Raw genomic sequence first — 19,792 nt, 5'->3', positions numbered from 1 at the left:
AACCGCCGGAACCCGGCGCACCGAAAGGACCGCACGATGAAACTCCTGCTGGACTCCACCCGCTGCCAGGGCTACGGCCTGTGCCAGGAACCCGCCCCGGAACTGATCGACATCGATGAGTGGGGTTACGCGCAGGTGCGGGTCCACGACGTGCCGCCCGGCAGTGAGGACGCCGCCGAGGCCGCCGTCGCCGCCTGCCCCAACTCCGCCCTGAAGCTGGTGAAGTGAGATGGGACGCGACCTGTCCGCACTCTTCGACCCCGTCTCCGTCGCCGTCGTGGGAGCCAGCGACGACCCGGCCAAGTACGGCCACGCCATCGCCGCCCAGGCCCTCCGGGCCAACGGCCACCGCCCCGTCCACCTGGTCAACCGCCGCGGTGGCACCGTGCTCGGAAGGACCGCGGCCCCCACCCTGAGCGCGATCGGCGACGTGGTCGACCTGGCGGTGGTCTCCGTGCCCGCAGCCGCATTCGAGGACGCCGTCGACGAGGCCCTGCGGTGCGGGGCTCGTGCGATCGTCGCGATCACCGCGGGCTTCGCGGAGACCGGCGAGGCGGGCCGCGCCCGCCAGCATGCCGTCGCCGAACGCGTACGCGCCGCCGGTGCCGTACTGGTCGGGCCCAACTGCCTCGGCCTGGCGGACAACACCACGGACCTCTTCCTGACCTCCGACACCTTCACCCCGGGCGGGGTCGCCCTCCTCAGCCAGAGCGGCAACCTGGCCCTGGAGCTCCAGCTCCGCTTCCGGCCGCACGCCCTCGGCTTCTCCCGCTTCGTCTCCCTGGGGAACCAGGCCGACGTGACGCTCGTCGACCTGCTCGCCGACTGCGCCCGGCACGAGGGCACCCGGGCCGTCGCGGTCTACGCGGAGGACTTCGCCGACGGACGTGCCTTCGCCGAGGCGGCCGCAGCGGCCGGGAAACCCGTGGTGCTCCTCACCGGCGGACGCGGCGACGCCTCCGCGCGCAGCGCCCAGTCGCACACCGGGGCCCTGACCACCTCGGCCGACGTGGTGGCCGCCGCCTGCCGGGACGCCGGTGTGGAACTGGTCGCCACCCCGCGCGAACTCACCGTCGCCCTGGCCGCGTTGACCGGCGGGCGCAGGGCGGCCGGCCACCGGGTCGCCGTGCTCACGGACGGCGGCGGCCACGGCGTCGTCGCCGCCGACGCCGCCGAGACGGCCGGGCTGACCGTGCCCGAACTCCACGAGCCGACCCGCGCACGCCTGCGCACGGCCCTGTGGGAACAGTCGGCCGTCAGCAACCCGGTGGACCTCGCGGGGATGGGCGAGCAGGACCCGGGCTCGTACGCGGAGACCGTCGCCGCGCTGCTGGCGGCCGAGGAGGTCGACGCCGTCCTGATGACCGGCTACTTCGGCGGCTACGCGGCCGCCGGGGGCGGGCTCGGGGGAGGGGGTACGGCGCTCGCGGCCGGGGAACAGCAGGCCGCACGCCTCATCGCGGCCCGGCACCGGGCCACCGCCAAGCCCCTCGTGGTGCAGTCGATGTATCCCGAGTCGCCCAGCTGCCGCACCCTCGTCGCCGCCGGCATCCCGGTCTTCGCCGCCACCGAGGACGCCGCTCGCGCCCTCGCCGCCACCGCACCCGGCGCACCGCGCACCGGCGTCGCGCCCCTGCCCCGACCCGCCGCCCCCCTGCACGAGTGCGGCTATCTGCAGACCCGCAGCGCCCTCGAAGCGGCCGGAGTCGCCTTCCCCGCCGCCCGGGAGATCCATGACGAGGCGGAACTGCTCGCGGTGACCGGGGAGTTCGGCGGCCCCTATGTCCTCAAGGCCCTGCACCTGCTGCACAAGACCGACGCGGGCGGTGTGGCGCTGGGCCTGGCCGGGCGCGACGAACTGCTCGCCGCCTTCCGCGAGATGCACGCCCGGCTCGGCGCCCCCACCTACTCCGTCGAGGCCATGGCGGACACGACGGGCGGAGTCGAGCTGATCGTCGGCGTCAACCGGGACCCCCGCTTCGGTCCCGTCGCCATGGTGGGGCTGGGCGGAGTGCTGGCCGAGGCCCTGCGCGACATCGCCTTCGCCCTGGCCCCGGTATCCGCCGACCGCGCCCTGCAGCTGCTGCGCGGACTGCGCACCGCCGCCCTCCTCGACGGGGTGCGCGGCAGACCCGCCGTCGACATCACCGCGGCCGCCGCTGCCGTGGAGACGATCACCTCCTTCGCCGCCGCCCACCCGGAGATCGCCGAGCTCGAGGTCAACCCCCTGCTCGTGAGCCCCCACGGAGTCCTCGCCCTCGACTCCCGCGCCGTACTCGCCTGACCCAGCCCCGTTCGACCCGACCCCGTTGCGACTCGACCGAAGAGGCACCCATGGACATGCGCTACACCCCCGAGCAGGCCGATCTGAAGCGCCGCGCCGCCGACTACGCACGCCTGCTGATGCGCCACGAGGAGCAGTCCGAGCAGGCCGGCGGCCCGCTGCCGCAGCAGCTCGTCACCGAGCTGACCCGGGCCGCCATGGACGCCCGCGTCTACGCCATCAACATGCCCGCCGAATGGGGCGGAGCCGGCCTCTCCCTCCTCGACCAGGTCATCGTCGAGGAGGAGTTCGGCAAGGTCACCAACTGCCTGTGGGACATCCCCTGGCGCCCGGCCAACGTGCTCGCGTACGGCGACGAGCGACAGCGCGAGAAGTACCTGCTGCCCGTCATCCGGGGCGAGAGGTTCGACGCGTTCGCGGTCACCGAGCCGGGCGCCGGATCGGATCCGTCCTCCGGCACCTCCACGGCGACCCGCACCGACGGCGGCTGGCTGCTCAACGGGGAGAAGTGGTTCGTCACCTGCGGCGACATCGCCGACTTCCTGCTGGTGCAGGCGGACGCCGGCCCGGACCGGCTGCCCACCCTCTTCTTCGTCGACAAGGCCGCGCCCGGCGTCGAGATCACGCGGGTCCCGCGCTTCATGCACTCCGCGGTCAACGGGCATCCCGAGTTCACCTTCACCGACGTCTTCGTGGCCGACGAGGACGTGCTCGGCGGCGTCGGCAAGGGCTATGAGCTGACCAAGGAGTGGTTCACCGACGAACGCCTGATGATCGCCGCCCGTACCGTCGGCGCGGCCGAGCGTGCCCTGGAACTGGGCCGTGACTGGGCGGTGGAGCGCGAGCAGTTCGGGGCGCCGATCGCCTCGTACCAGCTGATCCAGGGCATGCTCGCGGACTGCGCGGTGGACATCGCGGTCAACCGTGCCTACACCCACCAGGTGGCCTGGGAGGCCGACCAGCCCGACACCGACCGCAAGACGCTGCACGCCAAGGCCGCCACCGCCAAGCTCGCGGCCAGCGAGGCCGCCGGCCGGGTCGCCGACCGCTGCCTGCAGATCTTCGGCGGCCGGGGCTACGACCGCACCTACCCCGTCGAGCGCATGTACCGGGAGCTGCGCGTCGACCGGATCTGGGAGGGCACCTCCGAGATCCAGCGGCTGATCATCGCACGCGAGCTGATCAAGCGCGGCACCCGGGCCCTGGCTCTGCCCACGCACTGATACCGGCCACGCACTGATACCGGCCACGCACTGACACCGGCCAGGCACTGAAGCCCCGACCCGCGCTGAAACCCGACGCGCGCTGAAACCCCGCCACGCACTCAAACCCGCCCCTTCACCACCACACAGCGAGGACTTCCATGGACTTCCGTCTCACCCCGCGCCAGACACAGCTCAAGGCCGCGGCCCGCGCCCTCACCGACGTCATCGCCGCCTACGAGATCCAGTGCGAGGAGAACAACGGCCTGCCCGCCGACGTCCACGCCAAGATCCGCGACGCGGTCCTCGACGCCGGACTCCAGGCCGTCAACATGCCGGCCGAATGGGGCGGCGCCGGACTCACCATCGCCGAGCAGGCCACCGTCCAGGAGGAGTTGGGACGGCTCACCGGCGCCCTGTGGGACATGGTGTGGCGGCCCGCGAACGCCCTGCGTCACTGCACTCCGGAGCAGCGCGAACGCTTCCTCGTCCCGGTGATCAGGGGCGAGCGGCGCGACTGCTACGCCGTCACCGAACCCGGCGCCGGCTCCGACCCGCAGAACCTCGCCACCACGGCGACGAGGAACGACCAGGGCTGGGTGCTCAACGGCGAGAAGTGGTTCGTGACGGTGGGCGATCACGCCGACTTCATGATCGTGCTCGCCGCGGCGGGGCCGGAGCGCGCGCCGACACTGTTCCTCGTCGACAAGGACACCCCCGGCATCGAGATGACCCGCGTGCCCCGCTTCATGCACACCTTCGTCTACGAGCACCCCGAGTTCACCTTCACCGACGTCCAGGTCGGCGAGGACGCCGTGCTCGGCGGCGTCGGCGAGGGATACGACATCACGCGCTCGTGGTTCACCGAGGAACGCCTGATGATCGCGGCGCGCACCACCGGCGCGGCCGAGCGCGCCCTGGAACTGGCCCGTGACTGGGCGGTGGAGCGCGAGCAGTTCGGGGCGCCGATCGCCTCGTACCAGCTGATCCAGGGCATGCTCGCGGACTGCGCGGTGGACATCGCGGTCAACCGTGCCTACACCCACCAGGTGGCCTGGGAGGCCGACCAGCCCGACACCGACCGCAAGACGCTGCACGCCAAGGCGGCCATCGCCAAGCTCGCGGCGAGCGAGGCCTCAGGACGGGTGATCGACCGGTGCCTGCAGATCCACGGTGGCCGGGGCTACGACCGTACGTACGCCGTCGAACGGCTCTACCGGGAGCTGCGCGTCGACCGGATCTGGGAGGGCACCTCCGAGATCCAGCGGCTGATCATCGCCGGGGAGCTGATCAAGCGGGGCTCGGGGGTCCTGGACCTGCCCACCGCCTGACAGCAACGGCCGACACGGACCGAAGGGAGCCATGTATGACCGGCATCGAACGCGTCGGAGTCGTCGGCTGCGGACTGATGGGCGCGGGTATCGCCGAGGTCTGCGCGCGGGCCGGCCTGCCGGTCACCGTGGTGGAACGCGACGCGCAGGCGGCCCGCGTGGGCCGCCTGCGCATCACCCGCTCGCTCGACCGGGCCACCGCGCACGGCAGCCTCACCACCGAACGGCGCGAGGCCGCCGCCGACTTGATCACCGTGGTGGAGCAGATCGAGGCCCTGCACGACCGGGACCTGGTGATCGAGGCCGTGGCCGAGGACGAACGCCTCAAGACCGACGTCTTCACCCGCCTCGACACCGTGGTCACCGGCGACGACACCATCCTCGCGACGAACACCTCCGCCATCCCGGTCATCCGGCTCGCCGCAGCGACCGGCCGCCCGGAACACGTCGTCGGCGTGCACTTCTTCAACCCCGTACCGGTCCTGCGGCTGGTGGAACTCGTACCGTCCCTGCTCACCTCGGCCGACACGGTGACCCGCGCCGAAACCTTCGTGACGGACATGCTCGGCAAGGAGGCCGTACGCACCCGGGACCGGGCCGGCTTCGTCGTCAACGCGCTGCTCGTCCCCTACCTGCTGGCCGCCATCCGCATGGTGGAGTCCGGCAGCGCGAGCGTCGAGGACATCGACCGCGGCATGGTCCTCGGCTGCGCGCACCCCCTGGGTCCACTGGCCCTCACGGACCTCATCGGCCTGGACACCACGCGGGCCATCGCCGAGTCGCTGTACGCCGAGTTCCGCGAGCCGCAGTACTCACCGCCCCCACTGCTGTCCCGGATGGTGGAGGCCGGACGGCTGGGCCGGAAGTCCGGACGGGGCTTCCACACGTACGACGAACACCCGCTTCGCGAGGCGATGACACCGGAGGGACCGCGGTGAGGGAAAATGGCCACGGCCTACGACCACCGGACGAGGGGAGCGGCAGGGTGTCGACCAAGGTGCGCACGGCAGACACGCGCGAGCGCATCCTGACCGCGGCGTGCGAGGTCATCGCCGAGATCGGCTTCGAGAAGATCCGCATGCGCATGGTCGCGGAGCGCGCCGGCGTGTCGACCGCGCTGCTGCACTACCACTTCGACACGCGCGAGAAGCTGTTCACCGAGGCGATGACCCACTCCTTCGCCCACACCGCCGTCGACGTCGAACGCGACGCGGAAACGGCGCCGGCCGCGGTCGTCCTGGCCCGGATCCTGCGCAGCCTGCTGCCGACCGACCCCGAACTGCGGCAGGACTGGCGGCTGTGGCAGGAACTGTGGGCCCGGGCCCTGCGCGACGAGACCACCCGCGCCTTCGCCGTGGACCTGTACGCGCAGCTGCACGCCTGGGTGGCCGGAGCGGTACGGCGCGGCATCGCCTCCGGCGAGTTCACGCCCACCGACGTGGACGAACTGAGCACGCTGGTCCTGTCACTCAGCGACGGCTACGGCATCCGCCTGATGCTGTGCGACCCCACGGTCACCCTGGACACGGCCCTCACCGCCATCTGGCGCCAGGTGTCCACCGCGCTGGGCCTGCCGGCCTCGCTGCCGACGGAGTGACCGCTGTCCGGGTCGCGCTGCCGGCCCACGCCCATCAGAAGTGCGACTCCCGCGGCACCCCGCTGATCCCGGAGAGACGCGGCGGTGCCTGCTGGGGCCTCGACGGGGCCGATGGACCCAACCTGGTCTGCGCGGCCTGCGGCCTGCCCGTGGCCGGCCGGATCGACGACTGCTCGCTCCGGTCGCTCTGACAGGCGGTGTGGCTCGCCCCGGACGCCGTACACCGTCTCCCCGTCGACGGTGCCGGCACCCCACCGCAATGGACGCCGACGGAAAGCCGATCGGCACCCGTCCGCGAGGGCGGGTGCCGATGCGGGGGCCGGCCGGGGGAGGGACCTACCGGGCCATGGCGACGGCGTACGGCGGCAGGGGCGGGGCAAGCTGGATTCCGGGGGCGAGTCCCAGGGCGACGAGGGCGTCGGGCAAGCCGCGGCCGACGCGGGCCGCCTCCGGCGTCCCCGGGGCGGCCAGTTGTCGGCAACTGGCCGCGATGATCTCGAAGAGGTGCTGCACCCTGCCCGCTCCGCGTGGCAGCAACTGGCCGTGGAAGTCCTCGTGGTGAGCGAGGACGAGCGCGGCCAGGCCGGCGACATGGGCAGAGGCCGTGCCGGTGCCGTCGAGGACGGTGTACCCGCCCTCCGGCGCGCACGACAGGACCGCCACTCCGGGGGCGGCCGCGTCGACTCCGGGGCCGTGGCAGCTGAACGGTGCGGCGAAGAGCCCTTCCGGTGTCAACTGCGTTCCGCAGTGGGTGGCTTGGGACGTGTCCGGCGGGTACGAGCCGTAGACGCCGAGGGCGCCGACGGCGAACACGGTGGGCAGCGAGGCAGGGAAGGAGAGCGGCCCGCCGGTGTCCCCGGCCGGGGCCACGCAGGCGATGCCCGCCGCGGCCGCGTCGGCGAGTTTGCGGGAGACCAGTGCCGAGGGGTACGGGGTCGCCACGGCGATGTGGGCGATGTCGGCCTCGGTCTCGATGCAGTGGTCCAGGGCGGCGATCAGGTCACTGAAGTGGCCGTCGGGCAGCACCTGGCAGACCTCGATCTCCGCGTCGACGGCGATGCCGATGATGCCCTTGCCGGTGTCGGCTCCGGCGATGATGCCGGCGGCGTGGGTGCCGCTGCCCAGCGTGTCGTGGGCCCAGCCATCGTCCGTGCCGCGGACGATGTCGACCCCGGAGCGCACCCGTTGCCGCAGGTCGGGGTGTTCGGCGCTGACGCCGGATCCGATGGCCGCGATCTTGATGCCGAACGCGCGGAAGGTGGGCGGCAGCCGGTCCACGCGCATGGCCTGCTGGCCCCAGCCGTAGTGCTGCCGCTGCTCCAGTTCCGGGTACACGGTGGCGAGCGGGGTGAGGGTGACGAGGTTCTCCTGGGTTGCCGACAGGTCGGGTCGATGGATCCAGCGGTCCGTGTAGCCGCCCTTGGGCCGCACGTACAGCGACTGGACGGACTCCGCCGTGTCCGTCGTGAGTGTGAGGGTGACTGACCCGTCCGCACCGGTGATGCCCTGGGCCGGCCAGGTCGCACCGATCAGGAACACTCCCGCGCCGGCCAGCGGTTCGCCGTCCGGGCCGCAGACGCGCAGCGTGATCTCGGCGGGTCGCTCCAGCGGGGTCAGCAGCCCCGGGTCGCGCAGCGGCAGCGTCGCTGTGCCCACGGATGCGGGTCCGGTCCCGGTCAGCGGCAGGTCCGGTTCGATGTGCACGTGCAGCGCCCGCATCGCCGGCATCTGGGCCTCGGCCGCCTCGACGACAGCGACGTCCGGGCACGAGGGGTACAGCCCGGCGGACTGCAGCTTCTGCGAAGGCCGCAGCCTGCGTACGACGGTGACCTCGGGCATGCGCTCCAGCTGGTCGCACACCGCGTCCGTGCCCAGTGCGGCGACCCCCGACGGGAGCAGGTGCTGCGGCAGCGGCGTGACCAGGTACCGGCCCCGGCGCGGTTGCACCGTGATCGGTGACGGCGCGCCCGTCCCGCGTGGTTCCGCTTCCCTGCCCTCGGGGCGCGGCCCACCGGCCCCCGAGCCCTCTGATGCGCTCTCGCGGTTGTTTCGGGGCTTGTTTCCGGGCCTTTCCTTGACCATTACGTCCACCTTCACAACGGCTGTGTCGTCCTCTTGCTCCTGATCCGGTGCCGGGCGGCGCGCGCTTCCACAGTGGTGCGGTGTGCCCGGGGACCAGTTCCGGGCACACCGCACCGCGCGCCGCGTATGTCAGCCGATGCCGAAGGGCTGGCCCATCTGGCCGAAGCCGAAGCCGGACTGCTGGTACTGCGGGAACTGCTGCCCGAACGACTGCGGGCCGTACCCGCCGCCCCACTGCTGCCCCTGCATGCCCTGCATGCCCTGGGCGCCCTGCTGGCTCTGCTGGAGCAGCGTCACGATCGCCGTCGGCAGTGCCTGCTGCACGGACTGCTCGACCGCGCTGCGGACGCCCTGGTGCAGCGTGTGGTGCAGCGCGAGCGCGAGGTAGGGGTGCGCCTGGTGGGCCATGCCCTGCTGCTGCAGCTGTTGCTGGACCTGCTGGATCTGCTGCAACGTCTGCTGCATGCGCTGCGCGATCTGCTGGCCCGCCTGCTGACAGGCCTGCTGGATCGCCTGCTGGACCACCTGTGCGAGCTGGCCCTGCGGGGCGCCGATCTGCTGGCCGAACTGCTGCTGGGGCTGGGTACCGGTCATCACCGACATGAAAGCTCCGTTCGATGCCATGGAAAGGCCCACATAAGGAATAATGTTGGCCTTATCGGAATAAAACCGACGTGTTGAAGCTAGGTTGACGAGGTCACGACCGCAATCGGAAGAACCGCCCAGGGCAGAGGAACCCCCGATCGCCCCGCCTCCTGTTGCCGACCGCTCGGTTTACCCCTCGCCGATCGACTGCTCGGCCCAGTTGGTCTTGCCCGTGGGTGTGCAGCGGGTGCCCCAGCGCCTGGTGAGTTCGGCGACCATGAGCAGGCCGCGCCCGCCCTCGTCGCTCAGCCGGGCCCGGCGTAGACGAGGGGCGGTGCTGCGGGCGTCGGAAACCTCGCAGATCAGGGAACGCTCCACCCGTTTGCGTGCCTCGGACACGACGGCGGGATCGGCAAGCCCGGCAGTCCGGCGCCGGGCTGCACGGGGCAGTCCGGCGCCGTGCTGCACGGCCGCCGCCAGTGCACCGAGCCGGACGCCCAGGGGCGATCGCGGCCCCCATCACCACCGACCACGGCGTGTCCGGCACGCGTTCTCGACGCCCTGCGCGGGGCTCGCCGGGGTGGTGGCGGGGGAGGGGAGCGGACGAGGCCGCTGCCCGACGGCGCACTTGGCCGTACGGGGCTAGGCCGACGGTTTTGCCAGCAGGAGTTCGGTGTTGTGGTCGGCGGCCGTGCCGATGCGGGTGGCGGGGGTGGCGTAGGGGTCGTTGTAGGCGAGTTCGCGGTACAGCGCGGCCAGGCCGGGGTCGGAGGTGTCGGTGAAGTCGGTCCGGTACGGCGCGGCCGACTCGATGAGCGTGGTGAACACCGAGAGGGTGCCGTCCTGGTTGTCGGCGATCTCGATGATCCGGGCATGGTGCGGGTAGTCCACGTGGGAGGCGGTGTTGATCTCCCAGAAGGCGCGCTCGGGCACGGCGTGGCCGTGCGCGAGGATCCGGTTGGTGTGGGTGTGGCCGTTGACCCAGGCCACGACGTTCGGGAAGCGCTGGAGCAGGGCGACGAGCTCGGCCCCGCTGTGCCGGCCCTCGAAGGGGTGGTACGGGTCGGGCAGCAGGTTGCCCATGGTGCCGCTGGTGTGGTGGCTGAAGACGACGGCGAGACGGCTGTCGGAACCGCCGCGCACCACGTGGCCGTCGGTGTCGTACCAGTGGCCGCTGTGCGCCTTGAGGACCGACTCCAGCCAGTTCAGCTGTGCGGTGCCGAGGGAACCGTCGGCGAAGCCGGCCCGGTTGGTGGTGTCGAGACTGATGCCGAGGACGCCGTCGGCGAGGTCGAAGGTGTAGTAGAGCCGCCCGGTGTCGGCCGAGTCCGCGGTGAAACCGTGTCCGGCGGGGCCGGCGCCGGTGTACGCGGGGTTCAGGTGCGCCCGGGCGAACTCGGCCGGTGTGAACGGATGGCGTCGCTCGTCCGGCGTGACCGTACGGATCGCACCACCGTTGGCGAGCAGCTTGCTCAGCAGGAGCACGGCCTGGGCGGGGTCGTGGAGCACCGCGTCCGCCAGTTGCGCCGCCGTGGCGTCGTCGCAGCCCTCCAGCTTGCGCGAGCCGGTGTAGAGGTCGTTCAGCAGCCCCAGGTCGGGCAGGCTGCCCTCGATGCTGTCGTCGTGGTTGCCGACCGTGGTGTACCACGGGACGCTCAGGCCCGGGGCGTCGAAGGGGCGGATGGCGCCGCTCAGGAGTCCGGGGATCTCGGGCAGGCCCTTGGCCTTGTAGGCGTCCTGGAGCGGGGACTCCGGGTTCCAGTACTGCGCGCTGCCGGAGTTCTGCACACCCTCGTAGCGACGGGGGTCACCGCTGTTCGGAGTGATCCGGCCGCCGCTCATGACGGTCAGATACCAGTCGAGTTCGATCCGTTCGTGATTGTCGGTGTTGTCACCCGTGGCCATGACGAAACCGAACGGCAGCCCGGTGTACGGGCCCTGGCGCACCTGGTTGACCCGTTCGACCAGCGACGAGGCGCCCCGCACGGTCAGCGCCTCCTGCGGCCGGTGCGCGCTGTCGTTGAGGCGGGCCAGGTACTCGAACCGCACCGGTGACTCGGTGTCCGTCAGGTGCAGGTCGGTGAACTGCACGAAGGAGGCGAGCCCGGTGCGCCGGTCGTCCCGGCCGGCGTCCGCGCCGGCCAGCTCCGCGCGCACCACCAGCGGCCAGCCCGGCCCCGCCGTGAGCCGCTTGTACGCACCTGAATCGAGCGGTGTCGCCACCTGCTCCAAGGTGGTCCCGGCAGTACGTACCGCACGTGCCGCGGTTGCCGCGACGGCCCGGTCCAGCGCTGCGGCGGTTCCCGGCGTCAGCACCGGCCAAAGGGCCGCTCCCGCAGCCGCGGCGGACGCTCTCGACAGGAACCGACGACGGCTCGTCCCGCTCATGAATCCCCCTTGTACGAAGGTCACTTGGCTTCGGGCCCGCCGGTCGGGCGGCCCCGCCGCGGCAACCCTACTGATGGGTACAGCTGTGTCCAGGGCGCGGAGGGAAACTTGGAGAGAACACGGCCAGCGCATGGCGCACGCGGTCCCGGCGCCGGGCGGCGGCCCGGCTCGGCCCGGTTCGCCTCAGGAAATTGAAAGCACTACCACGACCGAAAAGTGCCCCCCGCTGAGCCCGCCGGATGAATTGACCGGTCTCACTGTGGAACATTCGGGCGAGGTCGACTGACACCGCTTGGGCAACACCCTGGACACCCTTGAAAGGGAAACGAGTTGTCGCTCGGTACGACATCCGGAAACCTGTCCCTGCAGGTCCTCACCCCGTCCAGTGACCCGTCGCTGATCGCCGAATGGGCCGGCGGAAAAGGGAAGAACCTCCACAGCCTCACCACGTTCGGCTTTCACGTGCCGAGATGGTCCGTCCTCGGCATGAATGTCTTCGCGGAATTCTGCCGCGGCAGCGGTCTGGAACCGCACCTGGCACGGCTCCTCACCGACGGCTGGGAGTCGAGGCCCGGGCAGGTCGCCGAGGAGATCGCCCGTCTCATCCGGGCCGCGCCCCTCGGCCCGCCCGTCGCCGACGCCGTCCGGCGTGCCTACCAGCAGGCCGGTGGCGGCGCGGTGGCCGTCCGCTCGTCCGGTGCCGAGGAGGACGGCGCGCGGCACTCCTTCGCGGGCCAGTTCGACAGCTTCCTCAACATCCGCGGCACCGACGAGGTGATCGCCCATGTCCGCCGCTGCTGGGCCTCCGCCTTCTCGGAACGCTCCCTGCGCTATCGCGCCCGGCGCCGGCTGCCGCCCGGCACCGGGGGCGTCGCCGTCGTCGTGCAGCGCATGGTGCCGGCCGAGCGCAGCGGCGTGCTCCTCACCGCCGACCCGGCAACCGGCCGCACCGACCGGCATGTGGTCAGCGCCGTACACGGACTGGGGGAAGGGCTGGTCTCGGGCGCCGTCGATGCGGACACCGTCGTCCTGGACGCCGCCACCGGCGAGCCGCTCACCACCGTGATCGGTGACAAGCGGGAGCGCTACGACGCCGGCTCCGGACCCGGCTGCAAGGTCTCACCCGTCGCCGACGAGGAGCGCGCCGAGCCCGCCCTCAGCGCCGCCGACCTGGCCCGGCTGCACGAGGCCGGCACCCGCATCAGCACACACCACGGCGCCCCTCAGGACATCGAGTGGGCCATCGCCGAGGACACCCTGTGGATCCTGCAGAGCCGCCCGGTCACCAGCCCCGCACCCCGGGGAGAGCAGCGGATCTGGGACAACTCCAACATCATCGAGAGCTTCAGCGGCGTCGTCTCCCCGCTCACCTACAGCTTCGCCGCCGACACCTACGCCAAGGTGTACGACAGCTACGCCCGCGCCCTCGGTGTCCGCGGCGAGCAACTGCGCGAGGTGCGCGAGTGGACCCCGCACCTGCTGGGCTATGTCCACGGCCGGGTCTACTACAACCTCTTCCACTGGTACCGCATGGTGCGCCTGGCCCCGCTGTACCCGCTGGGCCGGCGAGTCCTGGAGAAATCCCTCGGCGTCGCGGAGAGCATTTCCGACGAACTCGCCGACACCCTCCATCCGTTCACTCCCCGGCCCGGCCTGCGCGGCCGCTGGTCACGCCTGACCCGCACGGTGAAATTCGCCGGGAGGTACGTCACCATCCACCAGTCCGTGGAGCGATTCCACCGCGATTTCCACCGGGCATACGCGATCTTCAACAATATCGACTACGACGCGCTGCCCGGTGACGAGACCTACCGCCGTTTCCGCCGCCTGCAGCGCGAACTCATCGAGAAATGGGGCCCGATGCAGGCCCTGGACGCCACCATTCTGCTCTCCATGGGGCTGCTGGCCCTGCTCACCCGCCGATGGCTGCCCGACGCACCGGAATGGTTCACGTGGGCCGCGGCGGCCCCCTCCGGCACCGTGGAATCCGCCGAACCGGTGCGCGCCCTGCGCAAGCTGGCCGCCCAGGCCCGCGCCGACGCCGAGGTCCTGCATGTCCTGGAGCACACCGCCGACTCCGAGTGCCTCCCGGCACTGCGCGCGGCCGGGCACACCCGGTTCCTCGCCGCCGTCGACGCCTACCTCGCCGACTACGGCTACCGCAGCCCCGACGAACTGAAGCTGGAGGTCCCCGACCTGCACGAGAACCCGGCCGGACTCGTCACCCTGCTGCGGGACGCCCTGCCGGACAGCGCGGACAGCGGTGCCGCGGAGCGGCGCGGCGCGGCAGAGGCGCGTCCCGACGAGGCCCAGGCCTACCTCGACGCGCACCTGCGCGGCCCGCGCCGACTGCTGTACGAGCGGGTGCGGGGCAAGGCCCGGACGGCGCTGGCCGACCGGGAACGCCTCAGGTTCTGCCGCACCCGTGCCTTCGGAGCGGCCAAGCGCATGCTGCGCGCCCTCGGCCGCGACCTGGCACACGCCGGAGCCATCGACGCCTGGGACGACGTGTTCATGCTGCGCCTGGAGGAGATCGCGGGCGCCTACGAGGGCGCGATCGTCCACACGGAACTGCGCGAGCTGGCCGCCCTGCGCCGCAGGCGACTGGCCGCCGATACCGCGCAGAGCGCGCCGTCCCGTTTCGTCACCCGCGGCGCCCCGTACTGGTCGGGGAACCTGGAGCGGGCCGGCTGGAGCAGCCCCCCGGCCGCCCGCAGCGGTGCCCGTGAACTGCAGGGCACCCCCTGCTGCCCCGGCGTCGCCGAGGGAGGCGCCGTCGTCACCGACAGCCCGCGCGACATCGGCGGCGGCATTCTCGTCACCTATCGGACCGACCCGGGCTGGGTCGGCGCGCTGACCTCGGCGGCCGCGCTCGTCATCGAGCGGGGCAGCCCGCTCACCCATGTCGCCGTCGTGGCACGTGAGCTGGGCATTCCGACCGTGGTCCAGGTCAGGGACGCCACGACCGAGATCCGCACCGGCACCCGGCTGCGCGTCGACGGCGCCGCCGGGACGGTCACCGTACTCGCCGATCCGCCCGACGACGCCACGCCCGCCGCCCGGCACAGCTCTGGAACGGAGACCCACCCGTGATCCTCACCGAGGAGCAGCTCCAGGACCTGCTCGACAAGTCCCTCGCCGAACTGCCCCGCGCCACCCAGAGCGCCGTGACCCTCGAAGGCTCCGTGGCCGAGGGCTTCGGCAACTCTTCCTCGGACATCGACTTCCTCCTCATCGACCGCTGCGGGGACGACCTGCCGATCATGCCGTCCCTGCTGTTCGTGGACGGCCGGCGAGTGGAGATCCGCACCCGGTCGGTGCGGCAGATCGCCGCCCAGTTCCACGCGGTGCAGCAGCACGCCAAGCGGCCCGGCCGGCTCCCGGAGGACCTCCTCAACCGCTGCCAGCGGCTGCTGCACAGCCACCCGCTGCGCGACCACGCCCTGGTCGAGGAGGTGAAGGCGATGCTGCCCGTCGAAGAGTTCCGCCGGATCACCGCCGACTGGTGGGCGCACCGGGCCCGCCAGTCCCTGCGCCACGCGATCGCGCTGCTGTGTCTCGGCGAGGGCGACGAGGCGGCCGAATGGACCCGCGCCGGACTCGTCCAGGCCGTCAAGTCCTGGGCCGCCGGGGTGGGGGAGACCTACCTCGAACCCAAGTGGCTGTCCCTGCAGCTTGCCCGGACCGGCCGCGCGGACGTACGCGACCGCTACGGGGAACTGGACGCCGTCACCCCCGCGCCCGGCGACGCCGACGCCGCCCGCGACCACCTGACCGCCTGCCTCGCCTTCGCCCGGGATCTCGGACTCACCGGAGTGTCCTGGCGGCCCGAGCGGCTCACCGTCGAACGCGTGGCCGGGGTGACCACCTGGCAGACCGGTGAGCGGGTGCATGTCATCCGCGGTGGCCGTGAGGTGTTCGCGCTCGGCGACGACGCCGGGTCCGTCTGGCGCTCCCTCGTCCTGGGCCGGCCGCTGCCCTGGGTGCTGGACACCGCCGCGCACACCGGCGTCAGCGAGCCCGGAGCGCTGCTGGCCGCCTTCCTGCGCTACGGCCTGATCCGCCTCGCCTGGAAGGGCGGCGGCACCGTCACCCCCGCGCTGCCGCTCGCCGCTCCGCCCGGCCCCGTCACCCCACCGCCCTCCCTCGCACGGCCGCTGCTGTCGCTGCACGGTGCGGCGGTGACCGGCTCCCGCGCCGTCGACCTGCTGCCGTTGCCCGCCGACCGGTTCGCGGCCGCCGCCATGGCCCTGGTGTGGTCCAACGTCGTCGTGGAGAACGCCGTCGAGGATCTGACGGGTGCCCTGCGCCAGGGTCAGTGGCGGGTGGCCGAACTCAGCGCGCGCCGTGCCGTGCACGCCGTGCTGCGCGGACTGCTCAGCGCCCACGGCGTCCATCCGCTGCCCGCCGACGCCGGTCTGGTACGCCGCCTCGACCTCCTGCCGCCCGCCACCCGGCCGATCGGGGCACGCGCCGGCGAACTGCTGCGGCGGACCGTCGACTCGGCGGAAGAGGGCGACGGACTGCTCACGGAGGTGCGCGCCTGCACCGCCCTGGTCCGTACCGCGGTGGGCGCCGGGACGTTCCCGGCCTCCTTCGACTCAGCGGCCACCTGGGCGGCCACCTTGCGGCTCGGCCACGACTGGTTGCGCATCGGCGCCCACCTCGACGCGGACCTGCCCGTCGAAGAAGCCCGCGACCTCCTGGCAAGCAACGGCGCCCAGCCCCACCAGGCCCTGTGACGGTGCCGCATCCGACGTTCCGCCCGAAGGAGCCGCCCATGCCCGACCCGATGACGGTGCTGGTGACCGGAGCCGGCGGCCTCGTGGGCGCGGAGGTGACCGCCCGGCTCACCGCCGCGGGCCACACCGTGCTGGCGCTGCTGCACCGCACCCCCCGCATCGTCCGCAACCACGGAAGCGAGCTCACCCCCGGGCCGGGCAGGCTGACCCGGATCACCGGGGACATCACCCGCCCCCGCCTCGGGCTGACCGACGACGACCGGAGGCTCGCCGCCGGCGCCGACCGGATCGTGCACTGCGCCGCCGTCACCGACTTCGGACTGCCCGACGAACGCTACGACCGCGTCAACGTGGCGGGCACCCGGCACGTCCTGGCCCTGGCCCTCGCCGACCGCACACCGCTGGTGCACGTCAGCACCGCCTACGTGTGCGGGGAACGCGACGGCACCGCACGCGAGGACGAAACCGATCTGGGGCAACGCCTGGGCAACGGCTACGAGAAGAGCAAACTCGGCGCCGAGACGCTGGTCCGCACGGCGGCGACCGAGGGCCTGCCGGTGAGCGTGGTGCGCCCGAGCATCGTCACCGGGGCCGCCCGCACCGGCCGCGTCCGCGACTTCAAGACCATCTACCCCGTGCTGCGGGTCCTCACCCGGGGCCTGGTGCGTACCGTGCCGGGCCGCTACGACGCCGTCCTCGACCTGGTCCCCGTCGACCGGGTCGCCCACCTGGTGACCGAGGCCGCCACCCGCTTCCCCGAGGCCGAGGGCCGCACCCTGCACGCCGTCGGGCACGAGCTGACGCTGCGGGACTTCTCCGACGTCCTGGCCGAGTACCCCTCCTTCCACGTGCCGCGGTTCGTCCCGCGGTCCGCGTTCTCCGCCGCGGACCTGCCCGACCGGGAACGCCCCTACTACCACCGCGTCATCTCCCTGTACGAGACCTACTTCCGGCGGCGTGTCCACTTCGACGACGCCCAGGCGACGGTCTTCAGCCACCGGCCGGCGCCGGCCGGCGCACGACCGTACCTGCGCCGCCTCCTCGACCACTGCCTCATGACCGGCTATCTCGGCCCGGCCCCGCACCGGGGACCGGCCGCCGCCCGACCCGACGGGAGCACCCATCGATGACCACCGCGCACCTCGCCGAGCCCCCGCGCGGCATTCCCGTCTCCCCGCTGCTCACCTGCCAGCCCGCCAAACAGCGGCTGTACGGCGCCGACACCTACTACCAGGAGAGTCACGAGCAGCTCGCCACCCTCACCGAGGACGTCCCGGGCTTCGCCCACCGGCACGCGATGCTGCTGCTCAAACCGGACGCCGTGGTGGCCCGCAGGCTGGACGCGGCGGTGTACTGGCTGGCCGGGCAGGGCTTCAGGATCGTCGGAGCGGCGGTCACCCGGCTGACCCGCACCATGATCCGCTCCTTGTGGTACTTCCAGTGGAACCTCGCCACCCCTTACCGCAGGAGGCTCGCGGCCCTGTTCCTCGAGGACGCCGACGCCCTCGTGCTGCTGGTCCGAGCCGTCCACGACCTGGACGTCCCCGCATCGGTCGAACTGACCCGGCTCAAGGGCCCCACGGACCCCGACGCCCGGCAGCCCGGCCAACTGCGTCATCTCCTCGGCCGCTACAGCTACCTGCTGAACCTGGTGCACACCCCTGACGAACCCGCCGACGTCCTGCGGGAGCTGGCCGTCCATTTCGACGACAGCGCACGCGAGCGTCTGTTCCGCACCGCCCTCGCCGGCGACGACCGCCTTGCGGACGCCCTGGAGCTGACCGGGCGGCTCTACGCCGCGACCAAGCCCCGGGACCTCGACTTCCAGCCCGCCGTGGAACGGCTGCGGGACCTCATGTCACCGCACTGCGGCACCGACGCGGGCGCGCGGCAGTTGCTGGAGACCGCGTGGCGGCACGGCATCGAACTCGACCCGTGGGACGCCGTCATCGTCGGCTCGACGGTGCTGCCCATGCGGCAGCCCGGCCGTGCGCCGGTGCTCGACGGAGCCGACGCCGACGCCTGGCGCCGCCACCTGCGGGCCGTCCGCGCCACCCTGACCTGAGGAGCGGCCCATGCAGTTCACCCGGACACTCCCCAAGGAGCTGGTGCACCGCGCCGCGGTCGCCGAGGTCTTCCTGACCGACATGGAGTACCACGGCGAGGACGAACTGCTGCTGGGCGCGCAGCTCCCCCGCCGCCACGCCTTCTACCACGACACCCTCGGCCCCCGTGACCGGCACGATCCGCTGCTGCTGCTCGAGGTGTGCCGGCAGGGCATCTTCGTGGTCGCCCACCGCTGTTTCGACGTGCCCTTGGGGTACAAGTTCCTGCTGCGCACGGTCGAGTTCGAGGTGCCGCACGCATCGGCCCTCACCATGGGAGACGGTCCCACGGAGGCCGTCATCACCACGCATGTCGAGCACCGGTTCCGCGTCCGCACCGGGGTGACCGGCCTGCGGCTGCGCTTCGCCCTGGCCATCGGCCCGCAGGTGGCCCTGCTGGCCCGCATCGGCTACTCCTGGATGCGCCCGGAGGACTGGACCGGGCTGCGGGCCGGACAGCGCGGCGCGCTCGGCCTGCCCGACGGGCCCGTCGCGCTGCCCGGACCACGCGTCGCTGCGGCCCTCGTCGGGCGACGCGACCCGGCCAACACGGTGATCTCCCCGCCGCGCGCCACGGGCGACGGCGGCCGCACGGCACGGCTGACCGCCGACACCGGGCATCCCACCCTCTACGACCACTGGGTCGACCACGTGCCCGGCATGCTGGAACTGGAGGCTTTCCGCCAACTCGCCCTGACGGCGGCCGTGGCGGCCGGCACCGTCCGCACGCCCACGGTGCTTCCGCTCGGCCTGGCCGCCCGGTTCCGCTGCTTCGCCGAGATGGACCTGCCGCTGGAGTGCCGGACCGCCCCGGTCCGGCCCGGTGCCGACATCGAGTGCACCCTGCGCCAGCCCGGCGCCGTGGCTGCCGAGGCGCGGATCAGGCTCGCCGACCCGGACCTCGACCCGGCCGGCCTGGCGGGTGCCGCCGCGGCGGCCCGGGGAGCGGCATGAACCGGGCACGCGGTGGACCCGGGGCAGTCCCGGCGGTGACCTCCGTCGCCGCCGCGCGGGTTCCCGCCCGGCTGGGCCGCTTCGTGCTGCGCAGGTTCGCGCCGCAGCTCTACGCCGCCTACGGTCTGCTGTGGGTCTTCGCCCTGGAGGGTTCGGCGGTGGCCGCGACGGGAACCCCCTGGCGGCCGTCCGGCGCCACCTGGGTGCGGGTGCTGAGCGTCGTACTGGCGCTGCTGTTCCTGCGGATGCTCGACGAGCAGAAGGACCTCGCGCACGACCGGGTGCACCACCCGGACCGGCCGCTGGTCACCGGTGCGATCACCGGGGCCGAGCTGCGCGCCGCGATGGCGGCGATCGCGGTGGCCGTGACGGGCCTGAACGCCGTCCTCTCGGCCACGGCGGCCCTGCTGATCCTCGTGGCACTCGGCTACGGGACCTTCCTCGCCGCGCTGGAACGGCGGTCACCCGCGGTACGCGACCGGCACCTGCTCAATCTCGCGGTCACCTACCCGGTGCAGTGCT

General features: G+C 72.6%; 15 protein-coding genes and 2 pseudogenes. 13 read left to right on the top strand and 4 right to left on the bottom strand.

Annotated features, from left to right (window positions below; translation table 11 throughout):
- The first annotated feature begins 36 nt into the window (after positions 1–36).
- The 7 genes from FB563_RS41945 (at position 37) to FB563_RS41915 (ending at position 6,605) form a co-directional block, all read left to right on the top strand.
- On the top strand, positions 37–228 hold the full coding sequence (locus FB563_RS41945; protein ID WP_055707605.1) for a ferredoxin: 192 nt from the start codon (positions 37–39) through the stop codon (positions 226–228).
- A gap of 1 nt (position 229) precedes the next feature.
- Positions 230–2,284 carry an acetate--CoA ligase family protein gene (locus FB563_RS41940; RefSeq protein WP_142219290.1) on the top strand — a complete coding sequence of 685 codons (2,055 nt, stop codon included), beginning with the start codon at positions 230–232 and terminating at the stop codon, positions 2,282–2,284.
- A 50-nt stretch (positions 2,285–2,334) separates the two neighbouring features.
- Positions 2,335–3,507, top strand: a complete 1,173-nt coding sequence (locus tag FB563_RS41935) for an acyl-CoA dehydrogenase family protein (RefSeq protein WP_055708992.1) — start codon at positions 2,335–2,337, stop codon at positions 3,505–3,507.
- 140 nt (positions 3,508–3,647) lie between these two features.
- The gene (locus FB563_RS41930) at positions 3,648–4,817 is read left to right on the top strand and encodes an acyl-CoA dehydrogenase family protein (protein WP_055708993.1); all 1,170 of its coding nucleotides are present in this window, start codon (positions 3,648–3,650) and stop codon (positions 4,815–4,817) included.
- A 35-nt stretch (positions 4,818–4,852) separates the two neighbouring features.
- On the top strand, positions 4,853–5,755 hold the full coding sequence (locus FB563_RS41925; protein WP_055708994.1) for a 3-hydroxybutyryl-CoA dehydrogenase: 903 nt from the start codon (positions 4,853–4,855) through the stop codon (positions 5,753–5,755).
- A 47-nt stretch (positions 5,756–5,802) separates the two neighbouring features.
- Entirely contained in the window at positions 5,803–6,414 is a 612-nt protein-coding gene (locus FB563_RS41920; RefSeq protein WP_055708995.1) for a TetR/AcrR family transcriptional regulator, read from the top strand.
- Entirely contained in the window at positions 6,411–6,605 is a 195-nt protein-coding gene (locus FB563_RS41915; RefSeq protein ID WP_055708996.1) for a hypothetical protein, read from the top strand. The genes FB563_RS41920 and FB563_RS41915 overlap by 4 nt, the downstream gene beginning before the upstream one ends.
- Positions 6,606–6,750: 145 nt before the next feature.
- Here the strand turns inward: FB563_RS41915 and FB563_RS41910 are convergent, their stop codons facing one another.
- From FB563_RS41910 to FB563_RS41895, 4 genes and pseudogenes are all read right to left on the bottom strand, one after another.
- On the bottom strand, positions 6,751–8,361 hold the full coding sequence (locus FB563_RS41910) for a S8 family serine peptidase (protein ID WP_234357710.1): 1,611 nt from the start codon (positions 8,359–8,361) through the stop codon (positions 6,751–6,753).
- Between the two features lie 264 nt (positions 8,362–8,625).
- Positions 8,626–9,090, bottom strand: coding sequence for a hypothetical protein (locus FB563_RS41905; RefSeq protein WP_142219289.1), 465 nt, complete (start codon positions 9,088–9,090; stop codon positions 8,626–8,628).
- Between the two features lie 180 nt (positions 9,091–9,270).
- A pseudogene (locus FB563_RS41900) lies at positions 9,271–9,456 on the bottom strand (ATP-binding protein); the annotation flags it as partial.
- A 267-nt stretch (positions 9,457–9,723) separates the two neighbouring features.
- On the bottom strand, positions 9,724–11,469 hold the full coding sequence (locus tag FB563_RS41895; protein WP_055705806.1) for a TIGR03767 family metallophosphoesterase: 1,746 nt from the start codon (positions 11,467–11,469) through the stop codon (positions 9,724–9,726).
- A gap of 330 nt (positions 11,470–11,799) precedes the next feature.
- On the opposite strand from FB563_RS41895, the gene FB563_RS41890 reads away from it, so the two are divergent.
- The 6 genes and pseudogenes from FB563_RS41890 to FB563_RS41865 all read left to right on the top strand — a co-directional run.
- Entirely contained in the window at positions 11,800–14,562 is a 2,763-nt protein-coding gene (locus FB563_RS41890) for a phosphoenolpyruvate synthase (protein WP_234357711.1), read from the top strand.
- Positions 14,559–16,211 (top strand): hypothetical protein, encoded by a 1,653-nt coding sequence (locus tag FB563_RS41885; protein WP_055705807.1) that lies wholly within the window; start codon positions 14,559–14,561, stop codon positions 16,209–16,211. The genes FB563_RS41890 and FB563_RS41885 overlap by 4 nt, the downstream gene beginning before the upstream one ends.
- A gap of 38 nt (positions 16,212–16,249) precedes the next feature.
- On the top strand, positions 16,250–17,341 hold the full coding sequence (locus FB563_RS41880; RefSeq protein ID WP_055705808.1) for an SDR family oxidoreductase: 1,092 nt from the start codon (positions 16,250–16,252) through the stop codon (positions 17,339–17,341).
- Positions 17,338–18,276, top strand: coding sequence for a nucleoside-diphosphate kinase (locus FB563_RS41875; RefSeq protein ID WP_055705809.1), 939 nt, complete (start codon positions 17,338–17,340; stop codon positions 18,274–18,276). The genes FB563_RS41880 and FB563_RS41875 overlap by 4 nt, the downstream gene beginning before the upstream one ends.
- A gap of 10 nt (positions 18,277–18,286) precedes the next feature.
- Positions 18,287–19,270 carry a ScbA/BarX family gamma-butyrolactone biosynthesis protein gene (locus FB563_RS41870; RefSeq protein WP_055705810.1) on the top strand — a complete coding sequence of 328 codons (984 nt, stop codon included), beginning with the start codon at positions 18,287–18,289 and terminating at the stop codon, positions 19,268–19,270.
- A gap of 35 nt (positions 19,271–19,305) precedes the next feature.
- Positions 19,306–19,792, top strand: a pseudogene (locus FB563_RS41865) (hypothetical protein); the annotation flags it as partial.

This window comes from Streptomyces puniciscabiei (assembly GCF_006715785.1).
Classification (GTDB): domain Bacteria; phylum Actinomycetota; class Actinomycetes; order Streptomycetales; family Streptomycetaceae; genus Streptomyces; species Streptomyces puniciscabiei.
This window is presented reverse-complemented; position numbering and strand designations above follow the sequence as displayed.

What these genes read in the sequence shown, in the direction of transcription:
- FB563_RS41930 (WP_055708993.1), top strand. Translation starts at nt 3,648, where the DNA reads ATGGACTTCCGTCTCACCCCGCGCCAGACACAGCTCAAGGCCGCGGCC.
- FB563_RS41875 (WP_055705809.1), top strand. Translation starts at nt 17,338, where the DNA reads ATGACCACCGCGCACCTCGCCGAGCCCCCGCGCGGCATTCCCGTCTCC.
- FB563_RS41940 (WP_142219290.1), top strand. Translation starts at nt 230, where the DNA reads ATGGGACGCGACCTGTCCGCACTCTTCGACCCCGTCTCCGTCGCCGTC.
- FB563_RS41880 (WP_055705808.1), top strand. Translation starts at nt 16,250, where the DNA reads ATGCCCGACCCGATGACGGTGCTGGTGACCGGAGCCGGCGGCCTCGTG.
- FB563_RS41895 (WP_055705806.1), bottom strand. Translation starts at nt 11,469, where the DNA reads ATGAGCGGGACGAGCCGTCGTCGGTTCCTGTCGAGAGCGTCCGCCGCG.
- FB563_RS41935 (WP_055708992.1), top strand. Translation starts at nt 2,335, where the DNA reads ATGGACATGCGCTACACCCCCGAGCAGGCCGATCTGAAGCGCCGCGCC.
- FB563_RS41870 (WP_055705810.1), top strand. Translation starts at nt 18,287, where the DNA reads ATGCAGTTCACCCGGACACTCCCCAAGGAGCTGGTGCACCGCGCCGCG.
- FB563_RS41905 (WP_142219289.1), bottom strand. Translation starts at nt 9,090, where the DNA reads ATGACCGGTACCCAGCCCCAGCAGCAGTTCGGCCAGCAGATCGGCGCC.
- FB563_RS41925 (WP_055708994.1), top strand. Translation starts at nt 4,853, where the DNA reads ATGACCGGCATCGAACGCGTCGGAGTCGTCGGCTGCGGACTGATGGGC.
- FB563_RS41945 (WP_055707605.1), top strand. Translation starts at nt 37, where the DNA reads ATGAAACTCCTGCTGGACTCCACCCGCTGCCAGGGCTACGGCCTGTGC.